General features: G+C 69.7%; 14 protein-coding genes. All 14 read left to right on the plus strand.

Annotated elements, in window-relative coordinates; genetic code table 11:
- Window positions 1-246 precede the first annotated feature (246 nt).
- The 14 genes from K1Y72_RS22400 to K1Y72_RS22465 all read left to right on the plus strand — a co-directional run bounded on the left by K1Y72_RS22400 (window position 247) and on the right by K1Y72_RS22465 (window position 21,231).
- Complete coding sequence (locus K1Y72_RS22400; protein WP_220168366.1) at window positions 247-1,293, plus strand: ABC transporter ATP-binding protein; 1,047 nt, start codon at window positions 247-249, stop codon at window positions 1,291-1,293.
- Entirely contained in the window at window positions 1,293-2,144 is an 852-nt protein-coding gene (locus tag K1Y72_RS22405) for an MlaE family ABC transporter permease (protein ID WP_258573254.1), read from the plus strand. Before K1Y72_RS22400 ends, K1Y72_RS22405 begins: the two co-directional genes overlap by 1 nt.
- 1 nt (window position 2,145) lies before the next feature.
- On the plus strand, window positions 2,146-2,994 hold the full coding sequence (locus K1Y72_RS22410; RefSeq protein ID WP_258573255.1) for an MlaE family ABC transporter permease: 849 nt from the start codon (window positions 2,146-2,148) through the stop codon (window positions 2,992-2,994).
- A gap of 7 nt (window positions 2,995-3,001) precedes the next feature.
- On the plus strand, window positions 3,002-4,351 hold the full coding sequence (locus K1Y72_RS22415; protein WP_220168367.1) for an MCE family protein: 1,350 nt from the start codon (window positions 3,002-3,004) through the stop codon (window positions 4,349-4,351).
- Window positions 4,348-5,379, plus strand: coding sequence for an MCE family protein (locus K1Y72_RS22420; RefSeq protein ID WP_220168368.1), 1,032 nt, complete (start codon window positions 4,348-4,350; stop codon window positions 5,377-5,379). Before K1Y72_RS22415 ends, K1Y72_RS22420 begins: the two co-directional genes overlap by 4 nt.
- The gene (locus tag K1Y72_RS22425) at window positions 5,380-6,465 is read left to right on the plus strand and encodes an MCE family protein (protein ID WP_220168369.1); all 1,086 of its coding nucleotides are present in this window, start codon (window positions 5,380-5,382) and stop codon (window positions 6,463-6,465) included. It abuts the gene before it with no gap.
- A 17-nt stretch (window positions 6,466-6,482) separates the two neighbouring features.
- Window positions 6,483-7,739 carry an MCE family protein gene (locus tag K1Y72_RS22430; RefSeq protein WP_308287183.1) on the plus strand — a complete coding sequence of 419 codons (1,257 nt, stop codon included), beginning with the start codon at window positions 6,483-6,485 and terminating at the stop codon, window positions 7,737-7,739.
- Entirely contained in the window at window positions 7,736-9,016 is a 1,281-nt protein-coding gene (locus tag K1Y72_RS22435) for an MCE family protein (RefSeq protein ID WP_220168370.1), read from the plus strand. Before K1Y72_RS22430 ends, K1Y72_RS22435 begins: the two co-directional genes overlap by 4 nt.
- Window positions 9,013-10,473, plus strand: coding sequence for an MCE family protein (locus K1Y72_RS22440; RefSeq protein WP_220168371.1), 1,461 nt, complete (start codon window positions 9,013-9,015; stop codon window positions 10,471-10,473). The genes K1Y72_RS22435 and K1Y72_RS22440 overlap by 4 nt, the downstream gene beginning before the upstream one ends.
- On the plus strand, window positions 10,470-10,958 hold the full coding sequence (locus tag K1Y72_RS22445) for an Rv1363c family protein (protein ID WP_308287184.1): 489 nt from the start codon (window positions 10,470-10,472) through the stop codon (window positions 10,956-10,958). Before K1Y72_RS22440 ends, K1Y72_RS22445 begins: the two co-directional genes overlap by 4 nt.
- A gap of 2 nt (window positions 10,959-10,960) precedes the next feature.
- Window positions 10,961-12,097 (plus strand): Rv1363c family protein, encoded by a 1,137-nt coding sequence (locus K1Y72_RS22450; protein WP_504739488.1) that lies wholly within the window; start codon window positions 10,961-10,963, stop codon window positions 12,095-12,097.
- Between the two features lie 401 nt (window positions 12,098-12,498).
- Complete coding sequence (gene rpoB, locus K1Y72_RS22455) at window positions 12,499-15,975, plus strand: DNA-directed RNA polymerase subunit beta (RefSeq protein ID WP_220168373.1); 3,477 nt, start codon at window positions 12,499-12,501, stop codon at window positions 15,973-15,975.
- 21 nt (window positions 15,976-15,996) lie between these two features.
- Window positions 15,997-19,875, plus strand: a complete 3,879-nt coding sequence (locus tag K1Y72_RS22460; RefSeq protein ID WP_220168374.1) for a DNA-directed RNA polymerase subunit beta' — start codon at window positions 15,997-15,999, stop codon at window positions 19,873-19,875.
- 159 nt (window positions 19,876-20,034) lie between these two features.
- The gene (locus K1Y72_RS22465) at window positions 20,035-21,231 is read left to right on the plus strand and encodes an MMPL family transporter (RefSeq protein WP_220168375.1); all 1,197 of its coding nucleotides are present in this window, start codon (window positions 20,035-20,037) and stop codon (window positions 21,229-21,231) included.
- The last annotated feature ends 283 nt before the right edge of the window (window positions 21,232-21,514 follow it).

The raw sequence follows: 21,514 nt of genomic DNA on the forward strand, positions 1-21,514 counted from the left end.
GAGGTGCGGCTTCTCGACCGCGTAGTCTCACGCGTGACGTAAGTAACGATTGTCTTACGACGTCGCATTTTGCTCCTGAACCGGTCCCCAACCCCTTCCATTTCAGGCGGGGGCCGCTACGGTAGTGGCACCCGCCACAGCTACCGGGTAGTAGCAATGACGCGGACACACGGTGCGACGGACAGTAGCTGAGTTTGCACTCGCTCATTGGTCCGGAATCCCCCCGGCCTGGACGAAAGGTGACGAGTGGGCGTCGAAATCAGAGTCGAGGGCCTGACGAAGTCCTTCGGCCGCCAGACGATCTGGCAGGACGTGTCGCTGACGCTGCCCGCAGGAGAGATCTCCGTCCTGCTCGGACCCTCCGGGACGGGCAAGTCGGTCTTCCTGAAGTCCCTCGTCGGGCTGCTGAAGCCCGACCGCGGCCACATCTGGATCGGCGACCGGGACCTGCCGTACCTGCCCGAGCGCGACCTCTACGAGACCCGCAAGCTGTTCGGCGTCCTCTTCCAGGACGGCGCCCTGTTCGGCTCCATGAACCTCTACGACAACATCGCCTTCCCGCTGCGCGAGCACACCAAGAAGGGCGAGTCCGAGGTCAAGCGGATCGTCATGGAGAAGATGGAGCTGGTCGGCCTCCTCGGCGCCGAGCACAAGCTCCCGGGCGAGATCTCCGGCGGCATGAAGAAGCGCGCCGGCCTCGCCCGCGCCCTCGTCCTGGACCCCGAGATCCTGCTGGTGGACGAGCCGGACTCCGGCCTGGACCCGGTCCGCACCGCCTACCTGAACCAGCTGATCGTCGACCTGAACGCCGAGATCGGCGCGACGTTCCTCATCGTCACCCACGACATCAACACCGCCCGCACCGTCCCCGACAACATCGGCCTGCTGTTCCTGCGCGAGCTGGTGATGTTCGGGCCGCGCGAGATGCTGCTGTCCAGCGAGGAGCCGGTCGTCCGGCAGTTCCTGAACGCGCGCCGCGCGGGCCCGATCGGCATGTCCGAGGAGAAGGACATGTCCGAGCTGGAGGCCGAGGCGAAGATGGGCATGGAGGTCGGCAAGCTGCCGCCCATCGCCCCGCAGCTCATGCCGAGCGACGGCCGGGTGCGGCCCGGCCAGGCGCCCCCCGGCGCGTGGTGCGCCGCGCACGGGGTGACCCCGCCGCCCGGCTCGTTCGTCGACGACCTCGGCCGCAACTGGGTCGAGGAGTGGCCGCGCTACGTGGCCTCGATGGGGCACTCCTCGGCCGCCGGGCACGGCCAGGGTGGACAGCAGCCCGCCGGAGGCGCGCGGTAATGTCCACTCCTGGTATCGGCGCGGACCAGCGAGAGGGCAGGAAGAGCGGCGGCGGCAACGCCGCGCTCCGCAAGATCTCCGATGGGGCCACCAACGTCGCGATCAAGGAGCCGGGGCGGTTCTTCGCCCTGGTCCTCGACACCTTCCGGGCCATGTTCCAGTGGCCGTTCCAGTGGCGCGAGTTCATCCAGCAGGCCTGGTTCATCGTCAGCGTCACCGTGGTGCCGACCATGCTCGTCGCCATCCCGTTCGGCGGCGTGCTGTCGCTGCAGGTCGGCGGGCTGATCCGGCAGCTCGGCGCGCAGTCCTACACCGGCGCGACGGCCGTCGTCGCGATCGTGCGCGAGGCGAGCCCGCTGGTGACCTCGCTGCTGGTCGCGGGCGCCGCCGGCTCGGCGATGTGCGCCGACATCGGCTCGCGCAAGATCCGCGAGGAGATCGACGCGATGGAGGTGCTCGGGATCAACCCGCTGCACCGCCTGGTGGTGCCGCGGATGCTCGCCTGCGCCTTCATCGCCCTGTTCCTCAACGGCCTGGTCTCGGTCGTCGGCCTGATCGGCGGCTACGTGTTCAACGTGGTGCTGCAGGACGGCACCCCGGGCGCCTACCTCGCCTCGTTCAACGCGATCGCCCAGCTGCCCGACCTGCTGCAGGCCGAGTTCAAGGCGTTCGTGTTCGGCATCACCGCCGGCCTCGTCGCGGCCTACAAGGGCCTGAACGCCAAGGGCGGCCCGAAGGGCGTCGGCGACGCGGTCAACCAGACCGTCGTCATCACCTTCATGCTGCTGTTCGTGGAGAACTTCATCATCTCCACGCTGTACTTCCAGTTCGTTCCGTCGAAGGGCATGTGAGATGGCTGCCCCAAGCAAGGCGGGGAAGGCCGTCAACCGCGCGGTGAGCGCGCCGCTGGAGCGCCTGGAGGACCTCGGTCACCAGCTGTCGTTCTACGGGCGCGCCTTCGCGTGGGTGTTCCGGGTCCTGCGCCGCTACCGCACCGAGGTGCTCCGCCTGCTCGCCGAGGTCAGCCTCGGCACCGGCGGCCTCGCGGTGATCGGCGGCTCGGTGGTGATCGTCGCGTTCATGACGTTCTTCACCGGCAGCCAGGTCGGCCTCCAGGGCTACAACTCGCTCAACCAGATCGGCACCGCGGCCTTCACCGGCTTCGTCGCCTCCTACTTCAACACCCGCGAGATCGCGCCCCTGGTGTCGGCGCTCGCGCTGTCGGCGACGGTCGGCTGCGGCTTCACCGCCCAGCTCGGCGCGATGCGGATCTCCGACGAGATCGACGCGCTGGAGGTCATGGCCGTCCCGTCCATGCCGTTCCTGGTCACCACCCGGATGATCGCCGGCATGATCGCGGTGATCCCGCTGTACATCGTCGGCCTGCTCGCCTCCTACGGCGCGACGCGGCTCATCGTCACGGTGTTCTACGGGCAGTCGACCGGCACCTACGACCACTACTTCGACCTGTTCCTGCCACCGAACGACATCCTCTGGTCGTTCGGCAAGGTGATCGTCTTCTCGGTGCTGGTCATGCTCATCCACTGCTACTACGGCTACCACGCGAGCGGCGGCCCGGCGGGCGTCGGCGTCGCCGTCGGCCGCGCGGTGCGCACCAGCATCGTGGTGATCAACGTGGCCGACCTCATGCTCGGCATGGCGATCTGGGGAGCCACCACCACCGTCCGGATTGCGGGGTGACGGCGCGATGACCCATTCCGCCAACCCGAGCGGCGGCGGCATCCCGCAGCGGGTGCTGTTCCGGCTCCTCGGCCTGTCCATGGTGATCGTGCTGCTGCTGCTCGTGGCGCTCACCGTCGCCTTCTACAACAAGAGCTTCACCCGGGTGATGAAGGTCAAGGTCGTCGGCGACCGGGCCGGCCTGCAGCTGCTGCCGCACTCCGACGTCAAGGTGCGCGGCCTCATCGTCGGCGAGGTGCGCGGCACCAGGGTCACCGAGAACGGCGCGCAGATCGACCTCGCGCTCGACCCCGACAAGGCCAAGCTGATCCCGACGGGCGTGCAGGCGCGGCTGCTGCCGAAGACGCTGTTCGGCGAGAAGTACGTGGACCTGGAGGTGCCGGCCACGGCCGGGCCGACCGGGCTGCACGCCGGCCAGACGATCGAGCAGGACCGCTCGCAGGCGGCCGTCGAGATCGACAAGGTGCTGAACAACCTGCTGCCGGTGCTGCAGGCGGTGCAGCCGGAGAAGCTGAACACCACCCTGAACGCGATCGCGACGGCCCTGCAGGGCCGCGGCGACCAGCTCGGGCGCGACCTGGAGCAGGCCGACGCGCTGCTGCGGAAGATCAACCCGCAGCTCGGCACGCTGGTCGACGACCTGCGCGGCCTGGCCGACGTCTCCGACATCTACGCCGACGCCGCGCCCGACCTGCTGCAGACGCTGCGCAACATCAACGTCACCAGCACGACGATCACCGACAAGCGGGTGCAGATCGAGGACCTCATCCCGCAGGTCACCGGGTTCGCCCAGAACACCGACCGGTTCGTGACGCAGAACGCGCCGAAGATCATCGGGTTCAACATCGCCAACCGGCAGGGCCTGGAACTGATCGCCCGCTACTCGCCGTCGCTGCCGTGCGTGTTCAAGGGCCTCGCCAAGCTCGCGCCGGAGGCCGAGCGGGTGGCCGGCGGCAACGGCTCGACCACGTTCAACCTGACGATCGAGATCGTCAAGCCGCGGCCGGGCTACAAGTACCCGCTGGACTCGCCCGAGGCCAAGGACTACCGCAACCCGCGGTGCTACAACCTGCCGAACCCCAAGGTGCCCTCGCCCGACTACCTGGCGCTGGACGGCACCGAGGACGACCTGTGGTGGAAGGACGCCCACGGCAAGGACGACCCGATCCCGCACGCCACCGGCCGCGGCCGCTCGGTGTCGGACGTGTTCGTCGACCCGGGGACCGCGATGAGCGAGAAGGACAAGATCAAGAACCTGGTCGGGCCGCTCACCCGCACCCAGGCCGACCAGGTGCCGGACGTGGCGGCGCTGCTGTACGGCCCGGTCCTGCAGGGATCGGTGGTGACCGTCAAGTGAAGACCACCAGCGCGGCGATCAAGCTGACGATCTTCGTGGTGCTCACCTCGATCGCCACCGGCGTGCTCGCCATGACCATCACCAACTCGCGGTTCACCGCCTCCCGGCACTACAAGGCGATCTTCACCGACGTGGCCGGGCTGCTCGCCAAGGACGACGTCCGGGTCGCGGGCGTGCGGGTCGGCGAGATCGACAGCATCAAGCTGTCCAAGAACAACCAGGCCGAGGTGACGTTCTCGCTGAACCGGTCGGGCGTCTTCCGGGCCGGGCTGCCGGCCACGACCAACGCCCAGATCCGCTACCGGAACCTGATGGGGCAGCGCTACCTCGCGCTCACCGAGGGCGCCGGCACCCCGAACCGGTACCTGCCGCGCGACGGCGTCATCCCGGTCGCCCAGACCAAGCCGGCGCTCGACCTCACCGTGCTGTTCAACGGCTTCCGCCCGCTGTTCCAGGCGCTGGAGCCGAAGGACGTCAACACCCTGGCGTACCAGATCGTCCAGGTGCTCCAGGGCGAGGGCGGCACCGTCAACAGCCTGCTGACGCACGTGGCGTCGCTGACCAACTCGCTCGCCGACCGCGACAAGGTCATCGGCGAGGTCATCGACAACCTCAACCTGGTGCTCGGCACCATCGACTCCCGCAGCGACCAGGTCGACCAGCTGGTCACCGACCTGCGCGGGTTCGTCTCGGGCGTCTCCGACGACCGCCAGGCGATCTTCGACTCGGTGTCGGCGATCAACGACCTGGAGGGCACCACCGCCGACCTGCTGAAGGACGGCCGCGGCGACATCAAGGCCGGCATCGCCGACCTGCGCAAGCTGACCGGCACCCTGAACGCCAACAGCGGCACGATCGACAAGACCCTCAAGACGACCCCGGGGAACCTGGAGGGGCTGCTCAACATCTCCTCCTACGGCTCCTGGTTCAACATGTACATCTGCGGTCTCGACGCGCGGGTGCGGCTGCCCGGCGGCCCGGTCTACCAGACGCCGGCGATCGTGAACGAGAACGCGAGGTGCAAGTAGATGAGGGTCCCGTTCCGGGAGCGCAACCCGGTCCCCATCGGGCTGATCGCGTTCACCGTCATCATCGTGCTGCTGGTGCTCGCGATGAACCTGTCGAGCATCCCGCTGATCAACGGCGGCAGCACGCACACCGCCGCGTTCGCCGAGGCGGCCGGGCTGAAGTCCGGCGAGGAGGTGCGCGTCGCCGGCGTCAAGGTCGGCAAGGTCACCGCGCTGGACCTGGACGGCGACCACGTCAAGGTCACCTTCCGGGTGGACGACGGCGTGAAGCTGGGCTCGCTGACCCGCGCCGAGATCAAGATCAAGACGCTGCTCGGCTCGCACTTCCTCGCGCTCGACCCGCGCGGGCCGGGCAGGCTCGGCCGCGGCATCCCGATCGACCGGACCACCACCCCCTTCGAGGTGGTCCCGGCGATCAGCGAGCTGAGCCAGCGGGTCTCCCAGATCGACACCGCCCAGCTCGCCAAGTCCTTCGACGTGCTGTCGGACACCTTCGCCAACTCCCCCGACGAGGTGAAGGCGTCGCTGCAGGGCCTCCGCCGGCTGTCCAGCACGATCGCCTCGCGCGACGACGAGCTGCACGAGCTGGCCGGCAAGGCCAGGAACGTCTCGCAGCTCCTCGCCGACCGCAACCAGGACTTCGCCAAGCTCGTCACCGACGGCGACAAGGTCCTCCAGGCGGTGCAGGCGCGGCGCGCGGTCATCCACCAGGTGCTGGTCAACACCGTCGTGCTGTCGCAGCAGGTCAACGCCCTGATCGGCGAGAACCAGGCGCAGCTGAAGCCGATGCTGGCCAACCTGGACAAGGTCACCTCGCTGCTGGTGAAGAACCAGGACAACCTGGACCGGATCCTCAAGCTGTACGCGCCGTTCGCCCGGCAGTTCTCCGACGTCACCGGCACCGGCCGCTGGTTCGACAGCTACATCCAGAACCTGCTGCCGATCCCGGCGTCCATCAGCGACGCGAACGCCGGGAACAAGACGGGCGGCACCGGCACCCGCGGCCCGTCCACGACCGGCGGCCAGCCGGGCACCAAGACCGGCCAGTCCGGCACCCAGTCCAACCCGTTGCCGTTCCTCCCGTAAGCGCAGGCAGGTCACTCGTGCGTAACTCAGCAACCATCCTCCGCATCGGCGGCGCGGTCCTCGCGCTGGCGGTGCTGGCGGCCGCGCTGGTGCTGCTGCTGCGGGAGCCCAAGCAGCGGCACCTGACGGCCTACTTCACCCGCACCGTCGGCCTCTACCCCGGCGCCGAGGTCCGCATCCTCGGCATCAAGGTCGGCCAGGTCACCAGCGTCAAGCCGGCCGGCGACTCGGTCCGCGTCGAGCTGAAGTACGACGCCAAGTACAAGGTCCCCGCGACCGCCCAGGCCGTCATCGTCAACCAGACCCTCGTCGCCGACCGCTACGTCCAGCTCACCCCCGTCTACAAGGGCGGCGCGGTCATGCCCGACCGCTCGACCCTCACCATCAACCGCACCGCGGTGCCGGTGGAGACCGACGAGGTGAGCGGCAGCCTGAACGACCTCGACAAGGCCCTCGGCCCCGACGGCGCCAACAAGGACGGCTCGCTGTCGCGGCTGCTGCAGGTCGGCGCCGACACCCTGGACGGCCAGGGCGACGACATCCGGCAGACCATCCACGACACCTCCACGATGCTGTCCACGCTGAGCGCCGACCGCGGCGACGTCGCCAAGACGATCGCCAACCTGCGGGTCATCACCGGCGCGATGAAGGACAACGACGCGCAGATCAAGTCCTTCACCACCCACCTGAACGGCGTCTCCGGGCAGCTGGCGGGGGAGAAGGAGGAGCTGAGCGCCGCGCTCGCCACGCTCGGCCCGACGCTGCGCAACGTGCAGGCGTTCATCAAGGACAACCGCAAGGACCTGTCGGTGAACGTGCGGAAGCTCGCCCAGATCACCGGCGTGCTGGTGAAGGAGAAGGACGCCCTCGCCGAGGTCCTCACCGCCGGCCCGATCGCGATCAACAACCTGGCCCGCGCCTACGACCCGATCAGCGGCACCATCCACACCCGCGACAACTTCCGCCAGTTCAACAACCTGGCGGACTGGGTGTGCTCGCTCGCCTACTCGGTCGGGACCCCGGCCAAGCAGTGCCTGGACTTCGTCACCCCCTACAACGGGATCGGCACCGCCCTCTCGGGCCTCAGCCTCGACCTGTCCTGGATCACCGCGCTGACCACCCACTACGACCCGGTGCCGATCCCGCCGGACGCCTACGGGCCGAACGGCAAGAAGTCGACCGCCAAGTCCGCGTCCACCGCCAAGTCCGCGTCCACGCAGCGGATCGCGAAGACGCAGGACGTGCGCGCGCTGCTCCCCGGAGGTGGCCGATGATCCGGCGACCGGTCAAGAAGGGCGCCGTCCGGCTCGGCGCCGCCGCGCTCGCGGGCGCCACGGCCCTGTCGGGCTGCTCGTTCCGCGGCGTGGACTCGATCCCGCTGCCGGGCGGCCCCGACCTCGGCGACCGCCCCGAGACCCTCACCATCGAGTTCGCCAACGTGCTGGACCTCGTCCCGCAGTCGGTGGTCAAGGTCAACGACGTGTCCGTCGGCAAGGTCGACAAGATCGACCTCGCCGGCGGGAACGGCCAGGGCTGGCACGCCGTCGTCACCGTCAAGGTGCGCCGCGACACCCGCCTGCCGGCCAACGCGATCGCCACCATCGGCCAGACCAGCCTGCTCGGCGAGAAGTACGTGGCGCTGTCCCCGCCGACGAGCGAGCCGGCCGCCGGGTCGCTGGCGAACGGCGACCGCATCCCGCTCGCCCGCACCACCCGCAGCACCGAGATCGAGGAGGTGCTGTCGGCGTTCTCGCTGCTGCTGAACGGCGGCGGCATCGAGCAGGTCTCCACGATCAGCCGCGAGCTGCAGGCCGCGATGAACGGCCGCGAGGACACCATCAAGTCGGTGCTGCACCGGGTGAACACCTTCGCCGGGACGCTGGACCGCAACCGCGACGCGATCAACCGGGCGCTCGACAGCATCGACCGGCTCTCCGGCAAGCTCGCCGCCGAACGCAAGACGATCAACGACACGATCGACAGGACCGGCCCGGCGGTGTCGGTCCTCAACCGCAACCGGGCCGACCTCACCCGGATGCTGGTGGCGCTGGACAAGCTGAGCCGCACCACCACCACGACGATCCGCCGGTCCAAGGCCGACCTGCTGGCCAACCTCAAGGACCTCGACACGATCGTCCGCAACCTGAACAAGGCCGGCGACGCGCTGCCGAAGGCCCTCGGCACGATGATCACCTTCCCGTTCCCGAGCACCTTCGGCAACGTGATCAAGGGCGACTACGGCAACGTGCGGCTCACCGTCGACCTGGACTTCGAGTCCATCGCCAAGAACCTGCTCGGCGGCACCGACCTGGAGAGCCAGCTCGGCAGCGGCCAGCAGATGCGCCAGATGCTGAAGGTGCCGAACCTGACGCTGCCGCAGACGCCGCTCGGCGCGCTGCCGCAGATGCCGGGCTCGGCCGCCACGCCCGGCGCGACGCCGACCCCGACGCCGTCCAAGCGCGCCGCCGGCACCGCGACGACGCCGACCGCGCGGCCGGCGGCCCTCGGCCAGGGCGACCTGCAAACTCTGCTGTTGGGGGGCATGTCGTGATCATCAAGCGCGGCGTCAAGATCCAGCTCGTCGTCTTCCTGATCATCACGATCGTGGGCGTGTCCATCGTCAGCGTGCGCTACCTCGGCGTCGGCCGCGGCGTCCTCGGCCGGCAGTACACCGCCTACGTCGACCTCAGCGACTCCGGCGGCGTGTTCACCAACGCCGAGGTCACCTACCGCGGCGTGCCGGTCGGGCGGGTCGGGCCGATCAAGCTCACCCGGGACGGCATCAAGGTGCAGCTGAAGCTGGAGAAGGGCGACGGCAAGCGCATCCCGCGCGACAACCTCACCGCCGTCGTCGCCAACCGCTCCGCCGTCGGCGAGCAGTACATCGACCTCCAGCCGAGCAAGAGGACCGGGCCCTACCTCGACGAGGGCGCCCCGTACACGATCCCGCGGCAGAACACCAAGCTCCCGGTCTCCACCGCCGAGCTGCTGCGCAACGTCGACCGGCTGGTCTCCTCGATCGACCCGAAGAACCTCGGCACCATCGTCGACGAGCTCGACAAGGCGTTCAACGGGTCGGCGACCGACCTGCAGAAGATCCTGGACGACACCGACCGGATCCTCAAGACCGCCGACGAGGCCTACCCCGACACGAAGGCGCTGCTGGACAACAGCCAGGTCGTGCTGAACACCCAGCGCATGCAGGGCGCCAACATCAAGGGCTTCGCGCGCAAGCTGAACGAGCTGACCGCGTCCATCCGCGACGACGACAAGAACATCCGCGCGGACATCGACGCGACGCCGGGCGCGGTGACCCAGGCCAACGCCCTGGTGAACGGGCTCGCGCCCAACCTGCCGGTGTTCCTGGCCAACATGACGACCACCGGGCAGATCATCACCTCCCGGCAGGCCGGCCTGCGGTCGCTGTTCATCCTGTACCCGGTCACCGTGGCCGGCGCGTTCACCGTGACCCCCGGCGACGGCACCCAGCACCTCGGCCTGGACCTCAACATCTCCTCGCCGCCCGCCTGCACCCAGGGCTACGAGAAGACCAAGCAGCGCTGGCCGCAGTACACCGCGCACAAGTCGCCGCGCCTCGACATCGGCTGCACCGCCTCGCCGCGGACCGGCACCGACGTGCGCGGCGGGCACAACTTCCCGAAGTCGGCGATCTCGCCGACGCCGCAGCTGCCGGCCGGCGCCACCTCCGGCGCCGGCTTCCCGGGCGGCACCGCCTCCTCCTCGGCCGCGGACGCGGGCACCGAGGCGCAGGCCGAGACCAAGGACAAGAACGGGACCGGCACGGCCGCGAGCGCGCAGGACGCCGGGGACGGCGGCACCTACACCGCTTCGGCCGACTCGGTGGAATTCGCCGGGTACGATCCGTCGACCGGCGTCGTCTACGGCCCCGACGGCAAGAAGTACGCCCTGCCGCGGACCGCCGGTACCCGCCAGTTGGGAGAAGAATCCTCGTGGAAGTGGCTGCTGCTGGGACCCCTCAGCCAGTGAACCGCGCGCGCAGCCTGCCCGTCACGATCGTCCTCTGGGCGGTCGTGGCGGGGCTCGCCGCCGCGCTGGTCTGGCTCGGCGTCCAGTACCGGAACGTGAGCTCGGACGCCGACGACCGGGAGAAGGCCGCGCAGGCCGCCCGGCAGACCGGCGTCAACCTGATGACGCTGGACTACAAGCACGGGCAGCAGGACCTGAACCGGATCCTGGCCGGCCTGACCGGCGAGGCCAAGGACAAGATGAGCACCCAGGCCAAGACGCTGCTGGACCAGCTGAACAAGAACCAGGCCACCTCGACCGTCAACCAGGTGGAGGCCGGCGTCGTCAGCATCGACGACGGCGAGGCCGAGGTGATGGTGTCGCTGAACGGCACCGTCACCAACACCAAGGTCAAGGAGGGGGCGGCGCGCCCCTACCGGTACCTGATGGACCTGGTGAAGTCCGGTGACCGCTGGTTGGTCTCGAAGCTGGAGGTCGTTCCGTGACGATGCTCGGACGGGGCAGGCGCTCCGCGAAGGACAAGGCCGCGAAGGACGAGGCCGGCAAGGCCGCCGCCGAGACCGAGGAGGCCGCGGTGGAGGCCGCCGCGGAGGCCGCCGAGGACAGCGCGGAGGAGGCCGAGAGGTCCGCAGCGGAGGCCGAGGCCGCCGCCGCCGAGGAGGCGGAGAGGGCCAGGGAGGCCGAGAAGGCCGAGAAGGCCGCCGCCGCGAAGAAGGCCGCCGCCGCCGAGAAGGCCGCCGAGAAGGCCGCGCGGGCCGCCAAGGCCGCCGAGCGCGCCCGCCGGGCGGCCGAGGCCGCCAAGGCCGCGCAGGCCGCCGAGGAGGCCGCCGCGCGCGCCGAGGAGGCCGCCGCGCTCGCCCAGGCCGCCGCCGCGGCGGCCGAGGCCGGCACGGACGTCGACACCGACACCGACGCCGCGGACGCCGACACCGACGTCGCGGACGGGACCGCCGTCGAGGACGCGGGGGAGGCCGAGGACGACGCCGCAAGGGACGCGGACGCCGACGGCGCCGCGAAGCCCGCCGCGCCGCGCAAGCGCTTCCGCAGGGCCGCGAAGAGCGGCGCGGGCGCCGAGCCCGCCGAGACGGACCGCGAGACCGTCCCGGCCGCGTCCGCCTCCGGTGAGCGCTCCTGGACGCCCTACGGCGGCGTCACCGCGCTCGCCGTCGCCACCGTGCTGATCATCGCGCTTGGCGCGGGCGCCGTCGTGCTCGGCCTGAAGTGGCGCGAGACGAAGGCGACCGAGGAGGCCGCCAAGCAGGGCACGTTCGCCGCGTCCCGGGCCGCGCAGGACCTGTCGTCCTACGACTACCGGACGCTCGACAGCGACTTCAAGACGGCCGCGACCCACACCACCGGCAAGCTGCGCACCCAGTACGACCAGCTCGCCCAGCAGCTGAAGACGACCGCGGTGGAGCAGCAGGCGGTGTCCACCTCCACGATCGTGAAGACCGGCGTCGTCAGTGCGACGCCGACGAAGGTCGTCGCGCTCGTCTACGCCAACCGCAGCACCTCCACCAAGAGCGACAAGACCCAGCGGCTCCCCGAGGCGCTGCGGATCAAGATGACCATGGTGAAGGTCAAGGGCAAGTGGCTGGCCTCGGAGCTGACGGTGATCTCGTAGCCGGCGCCGTCGCAGGTGTGACGCGATCCACGCCGCGAGCGGCCGCCCCTCCGATCGGGGGCGGCCGCTCGCGGCGTCGGGGCCCGGTTTCCGGCGGGGTCCGGCGCACCCTAAACTATGGGCTTCCTCACTGCAGGTCAGAGCCCGGAAAGTCCATGTCCGCTCTTGACTCCACGGCGATGAGGGGCGATGCTCCAAGGCAACGTGATGCATACAGCGGCGCTGGAGTTGCGAGCGGTGTGGCGGTCGGCTACACTGCCCCTTTGCGCTGCCCTCTGACTATCCACGTGTGAGAGCACTCCTGCCCAGGCCCGTTTTGGGGTCGTTTCCGCGGGTCTTGGACGTGGATCGTCTGGCGTGCGTGTCGTCAGTTACGCCGCGAGCCCTCGGAAGGACCACTCTTGGCAGCCTCGCGCAACGCCTCGAATACCGCATTCGGTCCGAACCGCGTCTCCTTCGCGCGCATCAAGGAGCCGCTCGAAGTCCCGGACCTCCTTGCTCTGCAGACCAACTCCTTCGACTGGCTGCTGGGCAACGAGAAGTGGAAGGCCCGGGTCGAGGCGGCCCAGAAGGCCGGAAGTAAGAGCGTCCCGACCCAGTCGGGCCTCGAAGAGATTTTCGAAGAGATCAGTCCCATCGAGGACTTCTCCGGGACCATGTCGCTGTCCTTCCGGGACCACCGGTTCGAGCCGCCCAAGTACTCCGTCGAGGAGTGCAAGGACAAGGACATGACCTACTCCGCCCCGATGTTCGTCACGGCGGAGTTCATCAACAACACCACCGGTGAGATCAAGAGCCAGACGGTCTTCATGGGCGACTTCCCGCTCATGACCTCCAAGGGCACCTTCATCATCAACGGCACCGAGCGCGTCGTCGTGTCGCAGCTCGTCCGCTCCCCGGGCGTCTACTTCGACCGCTCGCTGGACAAGGCGTCCGACAAGGACATCTACGGCTGCCGCGTGATCCCGAGCCGCGGCGCCTGGCTCGAGTTCGAGATCGACAAGCGCGACAACGTCGGCGTCCGCATCGACCGCAAGCGCAAGCAGCCCGTCACCGTGCTGCTGAAGGCGCTCGGCTGGGACGAGGCGCGGATCCGCGAGCGCTTCGGCTCCTACGAGTCGATCAACATCACCCTGGAGAAGGACCACACCTCCGGCCAGGACGACGCGCTGCTGGACATCTACCGCAAGCTGCGTCCGGGCGAGCCGCCGACCAAGGAGTCGGCGCAGACCCTGCTCGAGAACCTCTACTTCAACCCCAAGCGCTACGACCTCGCGAAGGTCGGCCGCTACAAGGTGAACAAGAAGCTCGGGCTGGACCTGGAGACCAACCAGGGCACCATGACCGAGGACGACATCGTCGCCACGATCGAGTACCTCGTCCGGCTGCACGCCGGCGAGGAGGAGGCCACCCTCGGGGCGGTCGCCGTGCCGATCGAGGTCGACGACATCGACCACTTCGGCAACCGGCGCCTGCGCACCGTCGGCGAGCTCATCCAGAACCAGGTCCGTCTCGGCCTGGCCCGGATGGAGCGCGTCGTGCGCGAGCGGATGACCACCCAGGACGTCGAGGCGATCACGCCGCAGACCCTGATCAACATCCGGCCGGTCGTCGCCTCCATCAAGGAGTTCTTCGGCACCAGCCAGCTCTCGCAGTTCATGGACCAGACCAACCCCCTGGCCGGCCTGACGCACAAGCGGCGCCTGTCCGCGCTCGGCCCCGGCGGTCTGTCCCGCGAGCGCGCCGGCATGGAGGTCCGCGACGTCCACCCGTCGCACTACGGCCGCATGTGCCCGATCGAGACCCCGGAGGGCCCGAACATCGGCCTCATCGGCTCGCTCGCGGCGTTCGGCCGGGTGAACCCGTTCGGGTTCGTGGAGACCCCCTACCGCAAGGTCGAGGGCGGCCGGGTCACCGAGCAGATCGACTACCTCACCGCCGACGAGGAGGACCGCTTCGTCATCGCGCAGGCCAACTCCCTGCTCGACGACGACGGCTCGTTCACCGAGTCCAAGATCCTGGTCCGCAAGAAGGGCGGCGAGGTCGAGCTGATCCCGCCGAACGAGGTCCAGTACATGGACGTCTCGGCGCGGCAGATGACCTCGGTCGCCACCGCGATGATCCCCTTCCTGGAGCACGACGACGCCAACCGCGCGCTCATGGGCTCCAACATGCAGCGCCAGTCGGTGCCGCTGCTGCGCAGCGAGGCCCCGCTCGTCGGGACCGGCATGGAGTACCGCGCGGCCGTCGACGCCGGCGACGTCATCGTCGCCGAGAAGGCGGGCGTGGTCGAGGAGGTCTCCGCCGACTACGTGACCGTCATGAACGACGACGCCACCCGGACCACCTACCGGGTCGCCAAGTTCAAGCGGTCCAACCAGGGCACCAGCTTCAACCAGAAGCCGATCGTGGCCGAGGGCCAGCGCGTCGAGATCGGGCAGGTCGTCGCCGACGGCCCCTGCACCGACCAGGGCGAGATGGCGCTCGGCAAGAACCTGCTGGTCGCCTACATGCCGTGGGAGGGCCACAACTACGAGGACGCGATCATCCTGTCGCAGCGCCTCGTGCAGGACGACGTGCTGTCCTCGATCCACATCGAGGAGCACGAGGTCGACGCCCGCGACACCAAGCTCGGCCCCGAGGAGATCACCCGGGACATCCCGAACGTCTCCGAGGAGGTCCTCGCCGACCTCGACGAGCGCGGCATCATCCGCATCGGCGCCGACGTCGTCCCCGGCGACATCCTGGTCGGCAAGGTCACGCCGAAGGGCGAGACCGAGCTCACCCCCGAGGAGCGGCTGCTGCGCGCGATCTTCGGTGAGAAGGCGCGCGAGGTCCGCGACACCTCGCTGAAGGTGCCGCACGGCGAGCAGGGCAAGATCATCGGTGTCCGGGTGTTCTCCCGCGACGAGGGCGACGAGCTGCCGCCCGGCGTCAACGAGCTGGTCCGCGTCTACGTGGCCCAGAAGCGCAAGATCACCGACGGTGACAAGCTGGCCGGCCGGCACGGCAACAAGGGCGTCATCTCCAAGGTCATGCCCGCCGAGGACATGCCCTTCCTGGAGGACGGCACCCCGGTCGACATCGTGCTGAACCCGCTCGGCGTCCCCGGCCGCATGAACATCGGCCAGATCCTGGAGTCCCACCTCGGCTGGGTCGCCAGCCGCGGCTGGGAGGTCGAGGGCGACGACGCCGACTGGAAGCGGCAGCTGAAGGCGATCGGCGCGGACAAGGCCGAGCCCTGGACCCGCACCGCCACCCCGGTGTTCGACGGCGCCCACCAGGACGACGTCACCGGCCTCATCGAGTCCACCCTGCCGAACCGCGACGGCCAGCGCATGGTGGGTCCGGGCGGCAAGGCGCGGCTGTTCGACGGCCGCACCGGCGAGCCGTACCGGGACCCGATCTCGGTCGGCTACACCTACATCCTCAAGCTGCTCCACCTGGTCGACGACAAGATCCACGCGCGCTCGACCGGCCCGTACTCCATGATCACCCAGCAGCCGCTCGGCGGTAAGGCCCAGTTCGGCGGCCAGCGCTTCGGTGAGATGGAGGTGTGGGCGCTGGAGGCGTACGGCGCCGCCTACGCGCTCCAGGAGCTGCTGACCATCAAGTCCGACGACGTGCTCGGCCGCGTGAAGGTCTACGAGGCCATCGTCAAGGGCGAGAACATCCCGGAGCCGGGCATTCCGGAGTCGTTCAAGGTGCTCATCAAGGAGATGCAGTCGCTCTGCCTCAACGTCGAGGTGCTCTCCAGCGACGGCATGTCCATCGAGATGCGCGACACCGACGAGGACGTCTTCCGCGCGGCTGAGGAACTCGGCATCGACCTGTCCCGGCGCCCCAACGAGGGCGCGATGAGCGTCGACGAGGTCTGATCCAAAAGGGGATATGCACAAGTGCTCGACGTAAACTTCTTCGATGAGCTGCGGATCGGCCTCGCGACGGCGGACGACATCCGGCAGTGGTCGCACGGCGAGGTCAAGAAGCCCGAGACCATCAACTACCGGACGCTGAAGCCCGAGAAGGACGGCCTGTTCTGCGAGAAGATCTTCGGTCCCACCCGGGACTGGGAGTGCTACTGCGGTAAGTACAAGCGCGTCCGCTTCAAGGGCATCATCTGCGAGCGCTGCGGCGTGGAGGTCACCCGCGCCAAGGTGCGGCGCGAGCGGATGGGCCACATCGAGCTCGCCGCGCCGGTCACCCACATCTGGTACTTCAAGGGCGTCCCCTCGCGCCTGGGGTACCTGCTGGACCTGGCCCCGAAGGATCTCGAGAAGATCATCTACTTCGCGGCCTACATGATCACCAGCGTGGACGCCGAGCGGCGCGACCGCGACCTGCCGACGCTGGAGGCCCACATCTCCGTGGAGCGCCAGCAGATCGAGCAGGCCCGCGACGCGCAGATCGAGGCGCGCCAGCAGAAGCTGGAGGGCGACCTCGCCGAGCTGGAGGAGGCCGGCGCCAAGGCCGACCAGAAGCGCAAGGTCCGCGACGGCGCCGAGCGGGAGATGAAGCAGCTGCGCGACCGCGCGCAGCGCGAGATCGACCGCCTCGACGAGGTGTGGAGCCGGTTCAAGAACCTCAAGGTCCAGGACCTGGAGGGCGACGAGCTGCTCTACCGCGAGATGCGCGACCGCTACGGCAAGTACTTCGAGGGGGGCATGGGCGCCGCGGCGATCCAGGCCCGCCTGAAGAACTTCGACCTCGACGCCGAGGCCGAGAAGCTGCGCGAGATCATCCGCACCGGCAAGGGTCAGAAGAAGGCCCGCGCCCTCAAGCGGCTGAAGGTCGTGTCGGCGTTCCTCAACACCACCAACAGCCCGCTCGGCATGGTGCTGGACTGCATCCCGGTGATCCCGCCGGACCTGCGTCCGATGGTGCAGCTGGACGGCGGCCGCTTCGCGACCTCCGACCTGAACGACCTGTACCGCCGCGTGATCAACCGCAACAACCGGCTCAAGCGGCTGCTCGACCTCGGCGCGCCCGAGATCATCGTCAACAACGAGAAGCGGATGCTGCAGGAGGCCGTCGACGCGCTGTTCGACAACGGCCGCCGCGGCCGTCCGGTCACCGGTCCGGGCAACCGCCCCCTGAAGTCCCTCAGCGACATGCTGAAGGGCAAGCAGGGCCGGTTCCGCCAGAACCTGCTGGGCAAGCGCGTCGACTACTCGGGCCGCTCGGTCATCGTCGTCGGCCCGCAGCTGAAGCTGCACCAGTGCGGCCTGCCGAAGCAGATGGCGCTGGAGCTGTTCAAGCCGTTCGTCATGAAGCGGCTGGTCGACCTCAACCACGCGCAGAACATCAAGTCCGCCAAGCGGATGGTCGAGCGCGCGCGCCCCGTCGTCTGGGACGTGCTGGAAGAGGTCATCACCGAGCACCCGGTGCTGCTGAACCGCGCGCCGACGCTGCACCGCCTCGGCATCCAGGCGTTCGAGCCGCAGCTGGTCGAGGGCAAGGCCATCCAGATCCACCCGCTCGTCTGCACGGCGTTCAACGCCGACTTCGACGGCGACCAGATGGCGGTGCACCTGCCGCTGTCGGCCGAGGCGCAGGCCGAGGCGCGGATCCTGATGCTGTCCACGAACAACATCCTGAAGCCGTCGGACGGCAAGCCCGTCACCATGCCCACCCAGGACATGGTGATCGGCCTCTACTGGCTGACCACGCAGCAGGACGGCGCCCCGGGCGAGGGCCGCGCGTTCGGCTCGATCTCCGAGGCGATCATGGCCTACGACCGCGACGAGCTGTCGCTGCAGGCCACCGTCCAGCTCCGGCTGAAGGACGTCCCGCCGCCGCGGGCGTGGACGGCGCCCGAAGGCTACGAGCCGGGCCAGCCCTACCGGCTGGAGACCACGCTCGGCCGCGCCCTGTTCAACGAGGCGCTGCCGGCGGACTTCCCGTTCGTGAACGCCGAGATCGGCAAGAAGCAGCTCTCGGCGATCGTCAACGAGCTGGCCGAGACCTACCCTAAGGTCGAGGTCGCCAACGCGCTGGACGCGCTGAAGAGCACCGGCTTCCACTGGGCCACCCGGTCCGGCGTGACCATCTCGATCGACGACGTGATCACCCCGCCGAACAAGGCGGAGATCCTGTCGTCCTACGAGGCCCGCGCCGACAAGGTGCAGCGCGAGTTCAACCGCGGTCTGATCACCGACGACGAGCGCAAGCAGGAGCTCATCGGGATCTGGAACGAGGCCACGGCCAAGGTCGCGGTCGACATGGAGCAGGCGTTCGCCAAGGAGAACCCGATCTGGATGATGATCCAGTCGGGTGCCCGCGGCAACCCGCTGCAGCTCCGCCAGATCGCCGGCATGCGCGGCCTGGTGTCCAACCCCAAGGGCGAGACGATCCCGCGCCCGATCAAGTCCTCGTTCCGCGAGGGCCTGTCGGTCGTCGAGTACTTCATCTCCACCCACGGCGCCCGCAAGGGCCTCGCCGACACCGCGCTCCGCACCGCCGACTCGGGCTACCTGACCCGGCGCCTGGTGGACGTGGCGCAGGACGTCATCGTCCGCGAGGAGGACTGCGGCACCGACCGCACCATCCCGTTCGCGGTCGCCGAGACCGAGCCGGACGGCACGCTGGTCAAGCTGGCCACCACCGAGACCGCGCTGATCGGCCGCACCATCGCCGAGGACGTCGTGGTCGACGGGACGGTCATCTTCCCGGCCGACACCGACCTGTCCGACGCGGTCGTGACCCGGCTGGTCGAGGCCGGCGTGGAGTCGGTGCGGACCCGGTCCGCGCTGGTCTGCGAGGCCAAGGTCGGCGTCTGCGCCGCCTGCTACGGCCGCTCGCTCGCCACCGGCAAGCGGGTGGACGTCGGCGAGGCCGTCGGCATCATCGCGGCCCAGTCGATCGGCGAGCCCGGCACCCAGCTGACGATGCGCACCTTCCACACCGGCGGTGTGGCGGGCGGCGACATCACGCACGGCCTGCCGCGCGTCCAGGAGCTGTTCGAGGCCCGCATCCCCAAGGGCGTGGCCCCGATCTCCGAGGTCGCCGGCCGGGTCAAGATCGACGAGACGGAGAAGACCCGCAAGGTCGTCATCGTCCCGGACGACGGCTCGGAGGAGATCGCCTACCAGGTGCCGATGCGCTCGCGCCTGATGGACGGTGTCCGCGAGGGCGCCCACGTCGACGTCGGCCAGCAGCTGATCGTCGGTGCGCAGAACCCGCACGAGGTGCTGCGCATCCTCGGCCCGCGCGCGGTGCAGCTGCACCTGGTGCACGAGGTCCAAGAGGTGTACCGGTCGCAGGGCGTGTCCATCCACGACAAGCACATCGAGATCATCGTGCGGCAGATGCTCAAGCGGGTGAACATCCTGGAGTCGGGCGACACCGACCTGCTCCCGGGCGACCTGATCGAGCGTCCGATCTTCGAGGAGCGCAACCGCTCGGTCGTCGCCGAGGGCGGCGTCCCGGCGGCGGGCCGCCCGGTGCTCATGGGCATCACCAAGGCGTCCCTGGCGACCGAGTCGTGGCTGTCGGCCGCCTCCTTCCAGGAGACGACCCGCGTCCTCACCGAGGCCGCGATGCACGCCAAGAGCGACCCGCTGCTCGGCCTCAAGGAGAACGTCATCCTGGGCAAGCTCATCCCGGCCGGTACGGGCATGCCCCAGTACCGCAACGTCCGGGTCGAGCCGACCGAGGAGGCCAAGGCGGCGGTGTACTCCGTCGGCTCCTACGACGACGGCGCCGAGTACGCCTTCGGGCAGGGCTCGGGCGAGGCCGTGCCGCTGGAGGAGTACGACTTCGGCCAGTACAACCGGTAGTCACCGAGGTCTGAGGAGGGCCCCCGCCGACATCGCGTCGGCGGGGGCCCTTCCCGTTCCCGCCCGGCGCCGCGGGGCCGGTGTCCACCGGTCGGTGGACGGCGGGTTCAGCCGTTCGGGGCTCATGCGGGGGAGGGCGCTCCGACCGGCATGGAGGGCATGACGAACCTCCCTGTACGGATGGCGCGGTGGAGCGCCCGTCACCCCTGGCGCGCGATCGCCGCCTGGTTCCTGTTCGTGTTCGTGTGCCTCGGCGCAGGCGTCTCCGCCGGCGGCCACGCCGCCACGTCGGCCGACTACCGCGTCGGCGAGGCGGGCCGCGCCGAGGCGATGGCCGAGCAGGGAGGGCTGCAACGCAAGCCGTTCGAACGCGTCCTCATCACCGCGCCGGACGCGGGCCGGCGGGCCGCGGCCGAGGCGGCCGCGCGCGAGGTGACCGCCCGGATGAAGGGCCTGCCGGAGGTCGAGTCGGTCGCCCCGCCGGCGCGGTCCGCCGACGGCCGGTCGCTGCGGGTGGACGTGACGCTGCGGGGGCCCGAGCTCGACGGGAAGAAGCACGTCGAGCCGGTGCTCGCGCGGACCGCCGCCGTCGCCGGAGCCCATCCGGACCTGCGGATCGACGAGTCGGGCAGCCCGTCCAGCAGCAAGGACGTCCAGGGCCGGCGCGGCGCGGACCTGTCGCGCACCGAGATGATCGCGCTGCCGGTCACGCTGCTCGTGCTGCTGCTCGTGCCGGTGCTGCTCGCGGCGACCTCGATCGCGGCGGCGATCGGGCTGTCGATGCTCGCCTCGCACCTGGTGCCGGACTCCGGGGTCGGCGCCAACGTCATCCTGCTGATCGGCATGGCGGTCGGCGTCGACTACACGCTCTTCTACCTCAAGCGGGCCCGCGAGGAGCGGGACCGGGCGGGCGGCGCCCTCGACCGGCGGGCCGTCGTCGAGCTCGCCGCGGCTTCCTCTCCCGCCCCGGCCGCTGACGACCTAGGGTGGAGGAAGGGGGCTGACATGCGGAAAGCCGTACTGATCGGAGTGGCCGCCGTCGTCGCGGTGGTGGTGGGCGGGGTCGCGTGGGCGGCGGCCCCGGGGCCGGGCAAGGCGCAGGTGAGCCAGGAGCAGTACCGGACGCTGGCGGGACAGTGCCGGTACGCCGAGAAGCCGCGGGCGTGCCGGGACGCGGTGGGGAAGAAGTACCGCGTCGGCAAGGCGGACGCGGAACTGGCCTGCCGCGCCTACGGCGGCGTGACGCTGTGCGGGACGCTCGGCCTGTCCGCCAAGGAGAAGACGTGCGCGGACAAGGCCGTCCGGGCCGGGATGGCGCGGGCGCGCGCCGAGGCGGAATGCTACCTGTACTCCTGACCCGGCCCGGTGAGACTCGTCACGGTGCGTGACCGGTGACGGGGGTGCGGCGCGGTCGCTGGGTCCTTACCGCCGTACCGGTTCCCGCGCCTCGGAGGGCCGCCGGAACCCGGTGCCGGGACCGGGCGTCTACAGAAGAGGTGATTTGCGATACCGAGTCCGATCGGGGCAGGCTGGAGCCCGGAACTCCACTGGGATGGCCACGCCGTTTCGGGGGAGGATCGGCGGTACGGCCCGGAGGACGTGTGACACGCCGCACGCTTCCGGGTGAACGGGAGAAGGC

This window comes from Actinomadura parmotrematis (assembly GCF_019458805.1).
GTDB classification, from domain to species: Bacteria; Actinomycetota; Actinomycetes; order Streptosporangiales; family Streptosporangiaceae; genus Spirillospora; species Spirillospora parmotrematis.